This window comes from Clostridium sp. 'White wine YQ' (assembly GCF_028728205.1).
Classification (GTDB): Bacteria; Bacillota; Clostridia; order Clostridiales; family Clostridiaceae; genus Clostridium_T.
Map to the genome: position 1 here is coordinate 47,919 of NZ_JAQYUU010000007.1, position 17,220 is coordinate 65,138.

12 protein-coding genes are annotated in these 17,220 nt (G+C 32.5%); 1 reads left to right on the plus strand and 11 read right to left on the minus strand.

Annotation, left to right across the window (positions count from 1 at the left end):
* Positions 1-103 precede the first annotated feature (103 nt).
* The 5 genes from PTZ02_RS16070 to PTZ02_RS16090 all read right to left on the minus strand — a co-directional run bounded on the left by PTZ02_RS16070 (position 104) and on the right by PTZ02_RS16090 (position 6,441).
* Complete coding sequence (locus PTZ02_RS16070; RefSeq protein WP_274228804.1) at positions 104-1,594, minus strand: 4Fe-4S dicluster domain-containing protein; 1,491 nt, start codon at positions 1,592-1,594, stop codon at positions 104-106.
* 221 nt (positions 1,595-1,815) lie between these two features.
* Complete coding sequence (locus PTZ02_RS16075) at positions 1,816-2,715, minus strand: DNA-3-methyladenine glycosylase family protein (RefSeq protein ID WP_274228805.1); 900 nt, start codon at positions 2,713-2,715, stop codon at positions 1,816-1,818.
* Positions 2,716-2,906: 191 nt separating this feature from the next.
* Positions 2,907-4,295, minus strand: coding sequence for an NADPH-dependent glutamate synthase (gltA, locus tag PTZ02_RS16080; protein ID WP_274228806.1), 1,389 nt, complete (start codon positions 4,293-4,295; stop codon positions 2,907-2,909).
* On the minus strand, positions 4,295-5,179 hold the full coding sequence (locus PTZ02_RS16085; protein ID WP_274228807.1) for a sulfide/dihydroorotate dehydrogenase-like FAD/NAD-binding protein: 885 nt from the start codon (positions 5,177-5,179) through the stop codon (positions 4,295-4,297). The genes gltA and PTZ02_RS16085 overlap by 1 nt, the downstream gene beginning before the upstream one ends.
* 95 nt (positions 5,180-5,274) lie before the next feature.
* Positions 5,275-6,441 carry an NADPH-dependent butanol dehydrogenase gene (locus PTZ02_RS16090; protein ID WP_274228808.1) on the minus strand — a complete coding sequence of 389 codons (1,167 nt, stop codon included), beginning with the start codon at positions 6,439-6,441 and terminating at the stop codon, positions 5,275-5,277.
* A 199-nt stretch (positions 6,442-6,640) separates the two neighbouring features.
* Here PTZ02_RS16090 and ilvA point away from each other — a divergent pair, with 199 nt between their 5' ends.
* A complete protein-coding gene (gene ilvA, locus PTZ02_RS16095; RefSeq protein WP_274228809.1) occupies positions 6,641-7,840 on the plus strand; it encodes a threonine ammonia-lyase in 1,200 nt (399 codons plus the stop codon).
* Positions 7,841-7,927: 87 nt separating this feature from the next.
* On the opposite strand, the gene PTZ02_RS16100 is transcribed toward ilvA, so the two are convergent.
* The 6 genes from PTZ02_RS16100 to PTZ02_RS16125 form a co-directional block, all read right to left on the minus strand.
* Complete coding sequence (locus PTZ02_RS16100; protein WP_202768817.1) at positions 7,928-8,776, minus strand: 3-hydroxybutyryl-CoA dehydrogenase; 849 nt, start codon at positions 8,774-8,776, stop codon at positions 7,928-7,930.
* Between the two features lie 104 nt (positions 8,777-8,880).
* Positions 8,881-9,891 carry an electron transfer flavoprotein subunit alpha/FixB family protein gene (locus tag PTZ02_RS16105; protein ID WP_274228810.1) on the minus strand — a complete coding sequence of 337 codons (1,011 nt, stop codon included), beginning with the start codon at positions 9,889-9,891 and terminating at the stop codon, positions 8,881-8,883.
* 18 nt (positions 9,892-9,909) lie between these two features.
* The gene (locus PTZ02_RS16110) at positions 9,910-10,689 is read right to left on the minus strand and encodes an electron transfer flavoprotein subunit beta/FixA family protein (RefSeq protein WP_274228811.1); all 780 of its coding nucleotides are present in this window, start codon (positions 10,687-10,689) and stop codon (positions 9,910-9,912) included.
* 20 nt (positions 10,690-10,709) lie between these two features.
* On the minus strand, positions 10,710-11,849 hold the full coding sequence (locus PTZ02_RS16115) for an acyl-CoA dehydrogenase (RefSeq protein ID WP_274228812.1): 1,140 nt from the start codon (positions 11,847-11,849) through the stop codon (positions 10,710-10,712).
* 27 nt (positions 11,850-11,876) lie between these two features.
* Positions 11,877-12,659, minus strand: coding sequence for a short-chain-enoyl-CoA hydratase (locus PTZ02_RS16120; protein ID WP_274228813.1), 783 nt, complete (start codon positions 12,657-12,659; stop codon positions 11,877-11,879).
* 341 nt (positions 12,660-13,000) lie between these two features.
* Positions 13,001-17,050 (minus strand): chitobiase/beta-hexosaminidase C-terminal domain-containing protein, encoded by a 4,050-nt coding sequence (locus tag PTZ02_RS16125; RefSeq protein ID WP_274228814.1) that lies wholly within the window; start codon positions 17,048-17,050, stop codon positions 13,001-13,003.
* Between the last annotated feature and the right edge of the window lie 170 nt (positions 17,051-17,220).

Consider the following 17,220-nt stretch of genomic DNA (forward strand, 5'->3'; position numbering starts at 1 on the left):
TTTTCAGAATGATTAAATTCAAAATTTCTTTATATTACTATATTATATTGGTATTTTTTACAAAAATAAAGAGCTTGCATACACAAGCTCCTATTATTATAAACTATCTTTCAAGATTTATATCATGAAATCCTTCTATTTTATCATTTGCAAGAACTGCTTTTTTACTACCTGTAGCATTTAATTTATTAAACACTGCTTTTGCTCTCATTGGAGCAATCATTCTTCCTGCACCATTTATACATCCACCTTGACACATCATACCTTCAATAAAGTTTCCATCTAATCTTCCTGCTTTTGCTAAAGTCATAGTTTTCTTAATCTCTGCTTCTCCACTTACTCTAACTGGCTTAAATGCAATTTCTATTCCTTTATCAGTAACGAAGTTTTCAATAGCAGCTGTAAGTCCTCCAATAACTCCAAATCCTCTACCAAATATTGATGCATCATCAACTTGATTATCTTCACATTCATCAGGATATATTTCAAAGGCATCTAGTAAAGCATATAGCTCTTCAAAGGTTAAAACATAATCAACTGCATCTGAAATAGATTCCTTAACAGCTTCACTTTTCTTTGCTGTACATGGTCCTATAAATACAACCTTTGCCTCTGGATCATTTGCTTTTATATATCTACCAGTTGCTATCATTGGTGAAACTGTTCCTGATATTCTTTCAGCTTGATCTGGGAATTTCTTTTCTATGTATCCTAAGAAACCTGGACAACAAGAGTTAGTCATATACTTATCCCCATTTTCCATTCTTTCCACAAATTCATTTGACTCATGAACAGTTACTGCGTCTGCACCACAAGCTGCCTCTACCATATCTTCAAATCCTAATTTTTTTATAGCACTCTTAATTTGTCCATAAGTAACCTTCATTCCAAATTGACCAGATATTGCAGGTGCCACTACAGCATACATCTTTCTTTTCTTTGCCAATCTTTTTGCAACTGGAACTATCAAACTTTTATCTGAAATAGCACCAAAAGGACATGCTGACATACATGCACCACAATTCACACAATCTTCTTCATTAATCATAGCTCTTCTGTCCTCAGTATTTACCATTAATGCTCCAGTAGGGCATGATACCTTACATGGTCTCATTACTTCTGAAATAGCATTATATGGACATGCTGTTTTACACATACCACATTCTTTACAAGTTTCTTGATTTATGTAAGCTCTACCTCCAACAATAGATATTGAGTTTACTGCACAAGCTTCAAGACATCTATGTGCCAAACAATTTCTACATTGATCAGTTACTGTAAACCTATTAATTGGGCATCTATCACAAGCTGCTTCTATAACATAAACAATTTGTTCATTTGGTCTAATGTCTATAAGTTCTCCATCCACTTTATCCCCATCAGCTAAAAAACCTGCTGCTAATTTAGCTCTTTCCGAAACAATTGCTCTTTCCTTATATACACAACATCTATATCTTGGTGTACTATCAGTTATTATTTCATATGGAATCTTATCTAATTCTTCTTTATTAAGTCTATCCTCTTTAGCTAATACTGCAACACTTTTTAATACTTCATGTTTTAATTTACTTAGTTGAGTTTCAAATTGGAACATATTTAGACCTCCTAATATAAATATACATACCTTAACAATTATACCATATTTTTTTGTTAAATTAATAACAATCTTCAATATATGAAGTTTTTTCATAAAATGCCATTTTATCGCCTATTATTTTATCTTTTTACCTAATGTTATCCTTTTCTTATTTCACATTATTAAAAATAGGCAATAGTAAATATACAATATATATATCGACCCATTGCCTAAACTACTTAATCAATTTTAATTTTATTTTCTCTAGCATAATAAAATAAATATTGTTGTGCAAATCCAGATAGTTTTCCAAATTTCTCTCTACCAAATATCCTTATCTTTGGCAACGATACATCAGGTGCTAAATAAAAATGCTGCATTGCTCTTTTGACCCATACATCTACCGGAAAGGCTGAATATTTTTTCATTGAGAATAGCATGATGCAATCTGCTACCTTTGCACCTACGCCCTTAAATTTTTGCAATTCATTATGGCACTCATCATCCTCTAAATAAGTTATCCTTTCTAAAGAAAATTCATCATCCCTATTTCCTTTAGCTTCATTTAATTTAATTAAGGTATCATATATGTACTTACTTCTAAAGGAAGCTCCTGTTTCTACTATTTCTTCTAAAGAAGCTTTACTAAATTCTTCAATTGTAGGAAAGGCAAAATATTTCTTTCCTTTGTAATCTAGTTCCTTACCCCATCTTTCTGAAATTCTTCTTATTGTTTTCATTATTATTGGAATTGAATTTCTCGCTGAAATAATAAAGCTTATCAATATTTCATATGGATCTTGATTCAAAAGTCTTATTCCGTACCCATATTCTACTGCTTTTTTTAAGAGCTCATCTTTTGATAATTCCTCCTTTATCATAGAATAATCTCTCTCTAAATCAAAGTAATCTTGCCAGATATCTTCAAAATCTTCTTTATTAGTATTTAAAATCAATACATCCTCACCTATTTGTTCCAACTCTATTACTCTTTCATGTGCTACTATTATATAATTATTTTCATTAACTTTTTCCCATCTAAAACATTGGCCACATTCAATAGTTTGCTTTACACTAAAATTCTTACATCCAATCAATTTCACACTATTCTCAGCGTATTCTATTCTTTCGAAATCCATATTTCTCCTCCTGCTTTATAATTACCTATATGAATATATTACCACAAATTCTTCATTTTGAATAATTATTATCTTATAATATAAATTATATATTAGCAAATAAAAGAATTAACCTTTTAATGACATTCTCATTTAAGATTAATTCTTTTACTTATTTTAACTATATCTTCTATTAAATATACTATAGAGTTTTATTCTATATTTTGAAGCATTTCATTTATTCCTCTTGCAGCCTTTTTCCCTGCCTCCATAGCAAGAATTACTGTTGCTGCACCTGTTACAGCATCTCCCCCTGCATAAACCCTCTCCCTGGTTGTTCTGCCTGTTTCATCTTGAATTACTATACATTTTCTTTTGTTTAATTCTAAACCTTTTGTAGTAGCTGATATTAATGGATTTGGTGAAGTTCCTAGAGACATTATTACAGTATCCATTGGAAAAACCTCCTCTGAGTCTGGAATCTCAATTGGTTTTCTCCTTCCCGATTCATCAGGTTCCCCTAGTTTCATTCTTATACATCTTATACCTGTTACCCATCCACTTTCATCTTGTAATATCTCAACTGGATTTGTGAGCAAATTAAATATTACCCCTTCTTCTTTTGCATGGTGTACCTCTTCTAATCTTGCTGGAAGTTCTTCTTCACTTCTTCTATATATCACATGAACTTCTGCTCCTAATCTTAAAGCTGTCCTAGCTGCATCCATTGCTACATTTCCTCCACCTACTACTGCTACTCTTTTTCCCATTTTTATTGGAGTGTTATATTCTTCTTTAAAAGCTTTCATCAAATTATTTCTTGTTAAAAATTCATTTGCCGAAAATACCCCATTAGCATTTTCTCCTGGTATACCCATAAACTTAGGAAGTCCAGCACCTGATCCTATAAATACAGCATCAAACCCCTCTTCACTAAGTAATCCATCAATTGTTACAGTTCTTCCCACAACTACATTTGTTTCGATTTCCACCCCTAATCTTTTGACATTTTCAATTTCATATTTAACAACAGTGTCTTTAGGCAGTCTAAATTCCGGTATCCCATAAACTAAAACCCCCCCTGGCTCATGAAGTGCTTCGAATATTTTTACGTCATATCCCATTTTAGCTAAGTCTCCAGCACAAGTAAGTCCAGCAGGTCCTGATCCTATAACTGCTACCTTCTTGCCGTTTCTACTTATAACGTTTGATAACCTTATATTATTCTCTCTAACGTAATCAGCAACAAATCGTTCAAGCTTACCAATAGCCACAGCTTCTCCTTTTATTCCTAACACACATTGTTCCTCGCACTGGCTTTCTTGCGGGCATACTCTTCCACAAATTGCAGGTAATGATGAATCTTCAGATATTATTTCTAAGGCTCCTATTATATCTCCTTCTTTTAACTTAGCAATAAAGCCTGGAATATTTATTGAGACTGGACATTTTACTACACATCTAGGAGACTTACAGCTTAGACATCTTGATGCTTCTTTTCGTGCCTCATCTTCAGTATATCCTAAGCAGACTTCTTCAAAGTTTGTAGCTCTTATCTTAGGATTTTGTTCTGATATTGGTATTCTCTTCATTCTATCCATTATTCTTCACAGCTACATCCATTTGCATGATGAGTTTCTCCTTCTTCTTTCTTTAATTGAATCCTTCCTTCTTCTGTTTTATACATAGTTTGTCTTCTCAATGCTTCATCAAAATTAACTAAATGGCCATCAAATTCTGGACCATCTACACATGCAAACTTAATTTCTTTCCCTACAGTAACCCTGCATGCTCCACACATTCCAGTTCCATCAACCATTATAGGATTTAAACTAACTATTGTTTTTATATCTAATTCTTTGGTCAACATGCATACGAATTTCATCATTATCATTGGTCCTATAGCTACAACTAAATCGTATTTCTTCCCTTGATTTATAACCAAATCTTTTAATACTTCTGTAACTAAGCCTTTATATCCATAAGAACCATCATCTGTTGCTATATAAAGATTGCCTGCTACCTCCCTCATCTCTTCCTCTAGTATTAAAATATCTTTATTCTTTGCTCCTACGATTACATCTGCTTTTACCCCTTTTGAGTTTAACCACTTCACTTGTGGATATACTGGTGCTGCCCCAACACCGCCTGCTACAAATACTATATTTTTATCCTTTAAGGCTTCCATTTTTTCATTTACTAGCTCTGATGGAACACCAAGAGGACCAAGAAAGTCATGAAAACAGTCACCCTCTTCATACATTGCCATTCTTCTTGTTGAAGCACCTATGGTTTGAAACACAATTGTTACTGAGTTGGCATTAGAATTATAGTCACAAATAGTAAGAGGGATTCTTTCCCCTTTTTCATCTAATTTAACTATAACAAATTGCCCAGGTTTTGCTGATTTTGCAACCCTTGGAGCTTCAATATCCATTAAATAAAGATTGTCTGCTAATATTCTTTTTTTTAAGATTTTAAACATTTATATTCCTCCAAAAACTCTGTTAGTAAATTATCTCTTATATAATCATTTACTAGAAAAATAGCTTGAGATTATCTCAAGCTATTGTCTTTCTGCTAAAAATCTACTTTAGTACCATAGTAAGTACACTTAAATAATTTTTCCATTTCTTCTTTTGTTATACTTCTTGGGTTTGACCCAGTACAAGCATCTCCAACAGCTCTCTCAGCTATCATTGCAACCTTTGAATTAAATTCCTCTTCATTAACACCATATTCTTTAAGGGTTAATGGTATATTCATTTTTCTATTTAAATCCCTAATTAATTCAGTTAATGAATCTACTAGTTCTTCATTAGTGTCACCAGCTAGTCCAATTCTTTTAGCAATAAAAGCATATCTATCTAAAGCTGTTTTCTTATTATAATCAATTACATAAGGTAGATATATAGCATTGGCACATCCATGAGGAATGTGGAATACTGCCCCTGTCTTATGAGCCATAGAATGAGTTATTCCAAGTAATGCATTTGTAAATGCCATACCTGCTAAACATTGAGCATAATGCATTTGTTCTCTTGCACTATTATCCTCTTCATATGACTTTAATAAATACTCATTTATCATTTCTATGGCTTGTAATGCTAATGGATCTGAAAATGGAGAATTTAATGTTGCAACATACGCTTCAATTGCATGAGTAAGTGCATCCATTCCAGTATGTGCTGTTAAGGTCTTAGGCATAGTTTCAGCTAGTTCCGAATCAACAATTGCTATATCTGGAGTTATGTTATAGTCTGCAAGAGGATATTTAATTTCAGTTTTATAATCAGTTATTACTGAAAAAGCTGTAACTTCTGTTGCTGTGCCTGAAGTTGAAGGAATAGCTAAAAATTTTGCTTTATTTCTTAATTCAGGTACAGTAAACGGATTCTTTATATCATCAAATGTTTTTTCTGGATGTTCATAAAATATCCACATAGCTTTTGCTGCATCTATAGGTGAACCCCCACCCATTGATATAATCCAATCTGGGTTATATTCTCTCATAATTTCAGCACCCTTAAGAACAGTTTCTACTGATGGATCTGGTTCAACTCCCTCAATTACTTCTGTCTCAATACCAGCTTCATTTAGGTATCCTATGGCCTTGTCTAAAAAGCCAAACTTCTTCATTGAACTTCCACCTATAACCATTACTGCCTTTTTACCTTTAAGTGTTTTTAAATACTCCATTGAGCCTTTTCCAAAGTATAAGTCTCTTGGTAAAGTAAATCTGTTCATAAATCCATCCTCCCAATTAATAAGCTTTTTATTGAATATTTTCTAATATTTACCATAACATAATTTTATCACTTTGTTTGTTATTTAACAATGATTTAAAACTAATTTTCTGATTATTTGAAATTTTCTATTTCTATAATCATTTTCTTTAAATTCTGTTATAATATGTCTTATATATTACATTTAAGGGGGCTATTTAATGTATTTAGAAAAAATTAAAGAGGCAAGGGAAGCTATTAAAGATGTGGTTATAAAAACACCTATTATATATAGTGATGTTTTTTCAAAAGAAACTGAAAATCAAATTTATATGAAATGTGAAAATCTTCAACTAACAGGAGCTTATAAAATCAGAGGTGCTCTAAATAAGATAAGGAGTTTATCTCCTGAACAAAAAGCAAAAGGTGTTGTTTGTTCTTCCGCTGGTAATCATGCTCAAGGAGTTGCTTATGCTTCAAGTCTTGAAGGAATCAAATCTAAGATTGTAATGCCTAAGACTACGCCACTAATAAAGATTCAATCTACTAAAGATTTTGGAGGAGAAGTAATTCTTTCCGGTAATGTTTATGATGATGCTTATAATGAGGCTAAAAGAATCGAAAATGAAGAAGGTTTATTTTTCTTACATCCTTTTAATGATGAAGATGTTATATTTGGACAAGGTACTATTGCTTTAGAAATTTTTGAAGATATAAAAGATTTAGATATTATATTATGTCCTATCGGCGGTGGTGGACTAATTTCAGGTGTTTCTCTAGCTGCTAAAGAAATTAACCCAAATATTAAAATAATAGGGGTTCAAGCTGAAGGTGCAAACGCTATGGAGCAATCTTTCAAAACTGGCACTATGGTCAATTTATCAAAGGTTAATACCATAGCCGATGGTATTGCGGTTAAATGTCCTGGAGATCTTACATATAGTTTTATAAAAGAGTATGTAGATGATATTATTACTGTAAGTGACGGAGAACTTACTGAAAGTTTTCTAATTTTATCTGAAAAACACAAATTATTAGCTGAGCCATCTGGTGTGGCATCTTTAGCTGCTGCTAAGAAACTTAATGTTAAAAACAAAAAGATTCTTTCAATCATTAGTGGAGGAAACATCGATATGGTTACAATTTCCTCACTTATTAATTCAGGATTGGTTTCTAGAGGACGTCTATTTTGCTTCTCAGTTGAATTACCAGATGTGCCTGGTCAACTTCAAGAAATATCTAGAATACTAAGTTCTGTAAATGCTAATGTTATTGAGCTTAATCATAATCAATTTAAAGCATTTGATAGATTAAAGAATGTTGTTCTTGAAGTTACTGTGGAAACTAATGGACATGCTCATATTGATACAATTAAGGCAGAGCTTAAGAATAATGGATATGAAATAACTCAAGTTTATTAATATTATTTATAATTGCAAAAAACTCTAGTAACTAAAAAGTTACTAGAGTTTTTTTGGATTTATATATAGTGGTAAATTGTAAGCAAATTAAGCATTGTAGTTGAAGAATCCTCTTCCACTCTTTCTTCCTAACCATCCAGCTCTTACATATTTTCTTAATAATGAATGAGCTCTGTACTTTGTATCACCAGTTTCAGTGTAAAGTACATCCATGATAGCTAGACAAACATCAAGACCTATAAGATCTCCTAATGCTAAAGGTCCCATTGGGTGATTAGCACCTAATTTCATAGCAGTATCTATATCTTCAGCTGAAGCTACACCTTCTGCTAATATTCCAACAGCTTCGTTTATCATTGGTATTAATATTCTATTAACTACGAATCCTGGAGCTTCTGCAACTTCTACAGGTTCCTTACCAATAGCTACTGATACTTCTTTAACTGCTTCAAAAGTTTCATTTGAAGTAGCCATTCCTCTTATAATTTCAACAAGCTTCATAATTGGAGCTGGATTAAAGAAGTGCATTCCTATAACTTTATCTGGTCTCTTTGTAGCTGCTGCTACTTCTGTAATTGAAAGAGATGATGTATTTGAAGCTAATATAGTTTCTGGTTTACATATAGAATCTAATTCAGCGAATATTTCTCTTTTAATTTTCATGTTTTCAACTGCAGCTTCAACTACTAAATCACAATCAGCAGCTGCATTTAAATCAGTTGTTCCTGAAATTCTTGAAAGGATTGCATCCTTTTCTTCTTCAGTTATTTTTCCTTTAGCAGCTAATTTCTCAACATTTTTTTGAATTCCTGCTAATCCTCTGTCAACGAATTCATCTTTAATATCTCTTACTATAACTTCGAATCCTTTTTGAGCAAATGCTTGAACGATACCTGCTCCCATAGTTCCTGCACCAAGTACAAAAATCTTTTCCATAATACTAACCTCCAAAAATTTTTATTTTAGAATTTTTAATAGAGGATTATAGGGTTTTAAATTTAAAACCCTAATTCCCCTTACAATTATATTATTTCCTAATATTATGCGTTTTCTTTTAGTGCTTTAACTTGAGCTGTTAACTCAGGAAGTACTTTAGTTAAATCTCCTACTATAGCATAATCTGCTACTTGCATAATTGGAGCACTAGCATCCTTATTAATAGCTATTATTAAATCTGATTCTTGCATACCAGCAACGTGTTGAATAGCTCCTGAAATACCACAAGCAATGTAGATTGATGGTCTTACAGTTTTTCCTGTTTGACCTACTTGAAGGTCCTTATCAATCCATCCTTTTTCTATTGCTGCTCTTGAAGCTGCAACTGTTCCATCTAAAGCTTCAGCTAATTCTTGAAGAAGTTTGAAGTTTTCTTCACTTCCTACTCCTCTACCACCTGCTACGATGAATTCAGCTTCACTTATATCAACTATATCTTTCTTTTCTTTTACTATTTTAACTACTTTAGTTCTAACATCAGCTTCAGTTAATTTAACTTCAACTTTTTCTATTTCAGCTTTGTTTCCAGCTGTTTCGATCTTTGAGAAAACTCCTGGTCTAACAGTAGCCATTTGTGGTCTGTGATCTTGACAAGCTATTGTAGCCATTAAGTTACCACCAAATGCTGGTCTTGTAGCTAAAAGGAATTTACCTTCTGCATCTATATCTAAAGAAGTACAGTCAGCAGTTAATCCTGTTGTAAGTCTAGCTGCAACTCTTGGACCTAAGTCTCTTCCTATGAAAGTAGCTCCTATGAATAATATTTCTGGCTTTCTTTCATTAGCTAAGTCACAAATAACTTTTGTATATCCATCAGTTGTGTAATGCTCTAATAATGCATCTTCAGCAACTAAAACTCTATCAGCTCCATGAGTTCCTAGTTCTTCAGCTAATCCTGAAACGTTGCTTCCGATTAATAATGCAGTAAGCTCTACTCCAAGTTTATCTGCAATTTTTCTTCCTTCTCCTAATAATTCAAGAGAAACTTTTTGAAGTTCTCCTTCTCTTTGTTCAGCAAAAACCCAAACGCCTTTGTAATCTGCTATATTACTCATTATCTTTACCTCCTAATATTAGATGTAGTGTTTTTCTTTTAACTTAGATATTACGTAACTTGCTGCTTCTTTTGCTGGCTTATCAATTACTTCTCCAGCTCCCTTAGTTTCTTTTGTCATAGACTTCTTAACCTTGGTTGGAGATCCTTTTAAACCAAGCTCAGCTTTATCTACATCTATATCGTCAGCTGACCATATTTTAATTTCTGCATCCTTTGTATCAAAGATGTTTCTAACGTTCATATATCTTGGGTTGTTTAATTCTTTTATTGCAGTTAATAATACTGGAGCTTTAACTTCAACTAGTTCATATCCATCTTCTAATGCTCTGTTTATTACTAGTTTATCTCCTTCAACTTTAACATCTTGAACATATGTTACTTGAGGAATGTCTAAGTGTTCAGCAATTTCTGGTCCTACTTGAGCAGTATCTCCATCTATTGCTTGTCTTCCAGCAAATATTATATCATATTCTAATTTTTTTATTGCTCCTGCTATTGCTTTTGAAGTTGCTAATGTATCAGCTCCTGCAAATGCTCTATCAGTTATAAGTATTGCTTCATCAGCTCCCATACTTAAAGCTTCTCTTAAAGCATCTTTAGCTTGTGGAGGTCCCATACTTACTATAGTAACTGTTGCTCCTAAGTTTTCTTTTAATACTAATGCTTCTTCTAATGCATGTTTATCCTCTGGATTTATGATTGAAGGAACTCCATCTCTTATAAGTGTTCCTGTCTTTGGATCTATTCTTACAGCTGTTGTATCTGGAACTTGCTTTAAACAAACTACTATTTTCATATTAATTAGCCCTCCCTAAATTACTTTAAAAGACTTCCTGAGATAACCATTTTTTGAACTTCTGAAGTACCTTCATAAATTTCAGTTATCTTAGCGTCTCTCATTAGTCTTTCTACTGGATATTCTTTAGTATATCCGTATCCACCAAAGATTTGTACAGCTTTAGTAGTAACTTCCATAGCTACATCAGCAGCAAATAATTTTGCTCTAGCAGCTTCTAAAGTGTATGGAAGTCCTTGATCTTTAGTCCATGCTGCTTTATAAACTAATTGTCTAGCTGCTTGTACTTTAACGTCCATTTCAGCTATATACCATTGTAATCCTTGGAATGCAGCTATTGGTCTTCCGAATTGTTTTCTTTCTTTCATGTAAGCAATTGCTTCATCTAAAGCTCCTTGAGCTAATCCTAAAGCTTGTGCAGCTATACCAATTCTTCCTCCATCAAGAGTTTTCATTGCTATACCAAAGCCTTTTCCTTCAGCTCCTAATAAGTTTTCTTTTGGAACTATACAGTTTTCCATTATTAATTCTGTAGTTGAAGATGCTCTAATACCCATTTTGTTTTCAAGTTTTCCAATTGAGAAACCTGGGAAGTCTTTTTCAACTATGAAAGCTGATATTCCTTTAGTTCCTTTACTTCTATCTGTCATAGCAAATATTATGAAAGTTTCAGCAACTCCACCATTTGTTATGAATATTTTAGAACCGTTTAATATATAGTTATCTCCATCTAATACAGCTACAGTTTGTTGTCCTGCTGCATCTGTTCCTGCTCCTGGTTCAGTTAAACCAAATGCACCTATCTTTTCACCTTTAGCTAATGGTGGAAGATATTTTTCTTTTTGAGCTGGAGTACCAAATTGATCAACTACTGATGCACATAAAGATGTGTGAGCTGAAACTATAACTCCATGAGTTCCGCATACTTTTGATAATTCTTCAACAGTCATGATGTAAGATACTGTATCTCCACCAGCTCCGCCGTATTCTTTCTTAAAAGGAATACCTAACATTCCTAATTTAGCCATTTTCTTTACATTTTCCATTGGAAATTCTTCAGTTTCATCAATTTCCCCTGCTATAGGCTTTACTTCGTTTAATGCAAATTCTCTTACCATTTGTCTTACTAATTGTTGTTCCTTTGTTAATGCAAAATCCATTATTTTACCTCCTTATTAATCCCCTAATTATTTATTTTGGAAGTTCTTAGCTCTTCTTTCAATGAAAGCGCCCATTCCTTCTTTTTGGTCTTCAGTTGAGAAACATTTTCCAAAGTCTTCTGCTTCAACTAATATTGCTTGATCCATATCAACTTGTGTTCCTCTATTTATAGCATCCTTACATAGCTTAACAGCTATAGGAGCATTTTCAGCTATTTTATTAGCAAGTGTTAAAGCTTCTTCCATAAGATTTTCTAGTGGAACTACTTTATTTACTAGACCTATTCTTAAAGCTTCATCAGCCTTAATAATGTCTCCTGTATATATTAATTCTTTAGCTTTTCCAAGTCCAACTATTCTAGGTAATCTTTGAGTACCTCCAAAGCCTGGAGTAATTCCTAAACCAACTTCTGGTTGAGCAAATTTAGCTTTTTCTGATGCAATTCTAATATCACATGCCATAGCTAATTCACATCCGCCACCTAAGGCAAATCCTGATATAGCAGCTATTACTGGCTTATCCAAATTCTCTAGTCTTCTGAAAACATTGTTTCCTAAAATACCGAATTCTTTTCCTTGTTCTTCTGTTAAGTCCTTCATTTCAGCTATGTCAGCACCAGCTACAAATGATTTGTCTCCTGATCCAGTTAATATTACTGCGTATAGGTCTTTGTCTTTTTCTAATTCTGCTATAACAGTATCTAAATCCTTTAATGTTTCTGAATTTAATGCATTTAAAGCTTTAGGTCTGTTAATTGTTACAATAGCAACCTTCTCTTTTTTTTCAAGAGTGACATTTTTTAATTCCATGGTGGCAATCCTCCTTAAAATCAACCTACAAGTTTAACTCTTTTTTTGACATATTTTTTAAAATCTAATTAATTTTCTTTGTAATTTCATGAATATTTTTTAAATCTTTGTTAATAATATAACAATTACAGCCAAAAAAATAAGTGAAGTTTGTAACTCCACTTACGATTATAATAGATTGTTAAATTCTTTGCAATATTTTTATGGTATATTTCACTATAATTTAATATTATATTGTGAAACCTTAATCTATTAATCATTCTCTTATATATATCAATGACTAATCTTCATCTTATTTAGAAGTCCAATATCAATATTAGGATTTCATAAGTTCTTCTACTCTATCTTTTTACTGCATTTCTTCTCCTTAAAGCCTCACCTGTAATTATAGCCAAAGCCCCCATAATTAGTAAGGCACTTGTCCCAACTTCAGACCCTGTCTTAGGAAGATTATCAGTTGAAGCGCCAGTATTGTCCGTATTACTTGGGTTATTAGTATTGCTTGGGTTAGTGGGGTCAGGATTATTATTTCCATTAACTAATACCAATTTACTTAGAGCTTCTCTAACACTCTTAATTACATTATCAACATCTTCTTGAGTTGTATTTTTATCGCCTAGTAATTCATTTGCACTTTTTACAGCTTTTATAAGTGCTTCTATACTTTCTTTTGTATATTTGCTTTCATCTATTTTACCCGCCTCATTTATAGCTTCTATAAGTTTAGATTTATCAGGAAGCAATTTTAAACTTTCAATAGCATTACTCACTAAATCTGTTGCTTCATTAACTTCTGTTTGAGATGCTGCTTTATCTTCATATATTACACTTGCACTTTGTACAGACTTCTCTAATGCAATTACACTTGCCTCTGTATATTTTGTTTTATCAATGTTTTTAGCCTTCTCTAAAACTTCTGTAAGTTCTGCTTTATTTGTAACAATCCTACTTTCATATTCTACATTACTGCTAAAGGATTTTGCCACTAGGATATTGTCAAAATTATAAGTTCCTGCATATCTCATTGCAAGCCGTATCTCTACTATTTGTGATTTGTCAATATCTCCACTAGCATCACTTAATCGCAATGTAACTTTAGACCATGCTCCTTTTAAAGAAGGTGTGCTAGTTTGGGTTTGTACTGTTATCATCTTTCCATTCTTATCCACCAAAGTTACATATACACTTCTATTAGTACCAGTTCCATTATAAACATCAAATACTAAATAGTTAGGGAATCCACTCGCATCATCAGTTAAATCTAATACTTTTGAAGGTTTAATACTTACATATTGTTTTGTGCCGTCTGGTTTTTCATTTCCTGTAATCACAAGTTTTACTGAGGCTTTACCTATTTTATTTTCCTTATCTATACTTGCTATTGCTCCACTACCTGCCTCAAAGGTAACATCATTACTTTCAAAATCAGCTATATTTATTTTTTTATCAGTATTTCTTGAAGCTGGGTTTGAAAATGCTCTAATTGTATCTGCATAATAGTCATTACGTTTAAATGAAGTATCTGTTCCTACTTTTGACCACTTATTTCTTATTGCCTCTTCTGTATCATTATAAATATCAACTTTTTCAGGATCTCCTGTGTAAAGTCCCCAGCTACTTCCACTACCTGTCACCTTATAACACCATGTTGTATAGTTCCATCCCTGTTCTTCATATGTCTTAAGGGCGTATTCCCAGCTTTGTAGGTTGTTAAACAATGTAAATTCTCCAACTAATAGTGGAACGTTATAATTAGTAAGTTCATTAACCATTGGAACTTTAGAATCAGTAAAATTACTTTGTGCAACAGAATCCCCTGTGTTTGACCATCCATAAAAATGATATTGATAAAGCACATTTTCCCATCCATATATCTTTGGATTTGGTAAATGATATGGCTCCCATATTGCTTCTATTGAGATCACATGATTTTTATCCTGTGCTCTTACTGCTTTATATAATCTATCATATAGCTCGAATTGAACAGTTCCCACAGCACCACCTGGTTCATTTAATAAATCATATGCAGCTACCCAAGGATTATCCCTATATCTTTCAGCTATCTTACTCCACAAGAATTCAGTTTTCTTAATATTTTCTTCATTTCCAAATAAATCTCCTTTATCTGGCTTAGTAATATCACCTGAATGATCTTTACCATTTTGAGAACCAGGTGCTCCATGCATATCTAATATTACATAAAGTCCTCTCTTTGAACTTTCTTCAATAAACCAATCCATTCTTTTGAATGCACTTTCCTTTAATGTTCCATCATTGTTAAGCATTTCGAAATAAGAAAATGGTAATCTTATTACATTCATACCTTCCTTTTTAACATTATCAAAATCTATTTCTTTCCACCAATTATCTTGATATAGATTAATTAGTTCCCATGCCTTCTCTTCCCCAAAACGATTTGTTAAGGTTTCAATGGTTGTTTTTTGATCAGGTGAATTAGTAGGGCTCATCCACCCTTCCATTACTAGCCATGAACCTGCATTTGTGCCATGTAAAGTAACTGCATCTCCTGATCCATAATCCTTACGCAATACCTTTCCATCTGCCTTTAAAAACGGAGTTGGTGTCTTATCAATGGTATAATCACTTATTGTAACATCACTTTTTCTATTATCTTTTACTGAGATTGATTTAATCACAGTATTTTTAGAAACTGTAATTGGAGAAGTATATTTATTAGAACTTGTAGTTGGTACACTTCCATCAAGGGTATAATAAATTTCGGCTCCTTCTGTTGTTGTATTTAATTCTACTTTCTGAGTTCTTGAATAAACTCCTGATGCAGGTAAGGAAGTTGGATTTACTAATTTACCTGTTTTATTTATAACATAGTTAAATTCGCCTACATCACTAATTCCATCTTTTACAGCATCATATGCTACTGCTTTAATTGTTTGATTTTTAGTTATTAGCAAAGGATTAGTATAACGTGTAGAATTTATGCTTGGTGTACTTCCATCTAAAGTATAATATATTATGACCTTATCAGTAGCGCATCTTAATTCAACTACAGCAGAATCATCATAAGTTCCTGGCACTTTATCTGCAGTTGGTGAATAAGGTACAATTGAATATTCTAGAGTTACGACATTACTATATAATCCATCCCTTTCAGCTAGGGCTTTAATTGTCGTATGTTTATCAATTAATATATTTTGTGTATATTTAGTGGATGCACTTGTGGGCGTTGTTCCATCCAACGTATAGTAAATGTTAGCATCACTATCAGATAATAGCCTTACTCTTTGATTTGATAAATATTTCCCAGGGGCTACATCTGGACTTGGTGTCGTTGGAACCTCAGGGAACTGATACTTGAATGTCACTACATTTCCTTCTACTCCGTTTTTAACTGCTAAAGCTTTAATAGTAGTAGTTTTATCAATATGAATTGGTTTTTCATATTTAGTTGAATGCTGAGTAGGTTCACTTCCATCTATAGTGTAGAATATTTCGGAACTACTAGTACTACTTGAAAGTGTTATATCTATTGGATTACTATATTTATTTACTTCGGGTGAGGCTACGACATTCTCTGGAACTGCACTGTCAATTGTATACTTAAATGTTTCAGTTGCACTTTTATTTCCCTGCTTTATGGCAAATGCTTTAATTGTTGTGTCTTTATTCACTGTAATTGGACTAACATAAAGTGACGAATCCATATTAGGTTCTGTTCCATCAATACTGTAATATATATCTGCATTTTTACTAACTGTGCTTAGCTCAACTTTTCTTTCAGAATTATACTTTCCAGAAACAGGATTAGCAGTTGGTACCTCTGGAACTAATGATGGTAAATCTCCATTTAAGCTTACATCAAAGAAAACTCCATCGATATAATAAGTTCCTGCATTCCACTCTCCAATACGTATTTGTGTAATTGAAGTCTTGTCTATACCTGAAAAATCACTCATAGGTATATAATATTTTATCCACTGATTTTTAACTGTACTTACTGATCTCCAATTAAATTCTGATTCAAAACCTTTTGAATCAGTTAATGAAGCTTTAAGCGTATTTGATCCTTGAGTATCTTTAATATACATAATTAAATATTCCATACCCGTTGTATTAATAGGTCCATCCATACTATTAAGAACTATACTTCCACTCGAAACACTTGGATCTCCGCTATATTTCACTTGATACTTAAGACTTTTTTGTCCGTCGTACTTATCTGCATCTGTTATGGACGCTAATACATTATTTGAAGTTATAAAAGATTTATCTGCATCCTTACCCTCGAAATTTTGAAACCATATTTTTTCATTTATAGCCTTTACTTTGACTATTGAAGATGGAAATAATCCAAGTAATAAGAATGCTGCTACAATAACTGATAACATTTTTCTTATTTTTAAATATCTCATAAACATTCCCCTTTCTCATGTATTTTGATGATATCTACATAATAATTATACATATTTTACCATTTACGTATGAGTATCCATTTTAATGAAATAGGGTTCAAATTTAGGGATTTATTTATAAATAATAAAAACATAGGGACGTTTTGTTTGCGCTAACAAACAAAACGTCC

What these genes read in the sequence shown, in the direction of transcription:
- PTZ02_RS16070 (WP_274228804.1), bottom strand. Translation starts at nt 1,594, where the DNA reads ATGTTCCAATTTGAAACTCAACTAAGTAAATTAAAACATGAAGTATTA.
- PTZ02_RS16075 (WP_274228805.1), bottom strand. Translation starts at nt 2,715, where the DNA reads ATGGATTTCGAAAGAATAGAATACGCTGAGAATAGTGTGAAATTGATT.
- gltA (WP_274228806.1), bottom strand. Translation starts at nt 4,295, where the DNA reads ATGGATAGAATGAAGAGAATACCAATATCAGAACAAAATCCTAAGATA.
- PTZ02_RS16085 (WP_274228807.1), bottom strand. Translation starts at nt 5,179, where the DNA reads ATGTTTAAAATCTTAAAAAAAAGAATATTAGCAGACAATCTTTATTTA.
- PTZ02_RS16090 (WP_274228808.1), bottom strand. Translation starts at nt 6,441, where the DNA reads ATGAACAGATTTACTTTACCAAGAGACTTATACTTTGGAAAAGGCTCA.
- ilvA (WP_274228809.1), top strand. Translation starts at nt 6,641, where the DNA reads ATGTATTTAGAAAAAATTAAAGAGGCAAGGGAAGCTATTAAAGATGTG.
- PTZ02_RS16100 (WP_202768817.1), bottom strand. Translation starts at nt 8,776, where the DNA reads ATGGAAAAGATTTTTGTACTTGGTGCAGGAACTATGGGAGCAGGTATC.
- PTZ02_RS16105 (WP_274228810.1), bottom strand. Translation starts at nt 9,891, where the DNA reads ATGAGTAATATAGCAGATTACAAAGGCGTTTGGGTTTTTGCTGAACAA.
- PTZ02_RS16110 (WP_274228811.1), bottom strand. Translation starts at nt 10,689, where the DNA reads ATGAAAATAGTAGTTTGTTTAAAGCAAGTTCCAGATACAACAGCTGTA.
- PTZ02_RS16115 (WP_274228812.1), bottom strand. Translation starts at nt 11,849, where the DNA reads ATGGATTTTGCATTAACAAAGGAACAACAATTAGTAAGACAAATGGTA.
- PTZ02_RS16120 (WP_274228813.1), bottom strand. Translation starts at nt 12,659, where the DNA reads ATGGAATTAAAAAATGTCACTCTTGAAAAAAAAGAGAAGGTTGCTATT.
- PTZ02_RS16125 (WP_274228814.1), bottom strand. Translation starts at nt 17,050, where the DNA reads ATGAGATATTTAAAAATAAGAAAAATGTTATCAGTTATTGTAGCAGCA.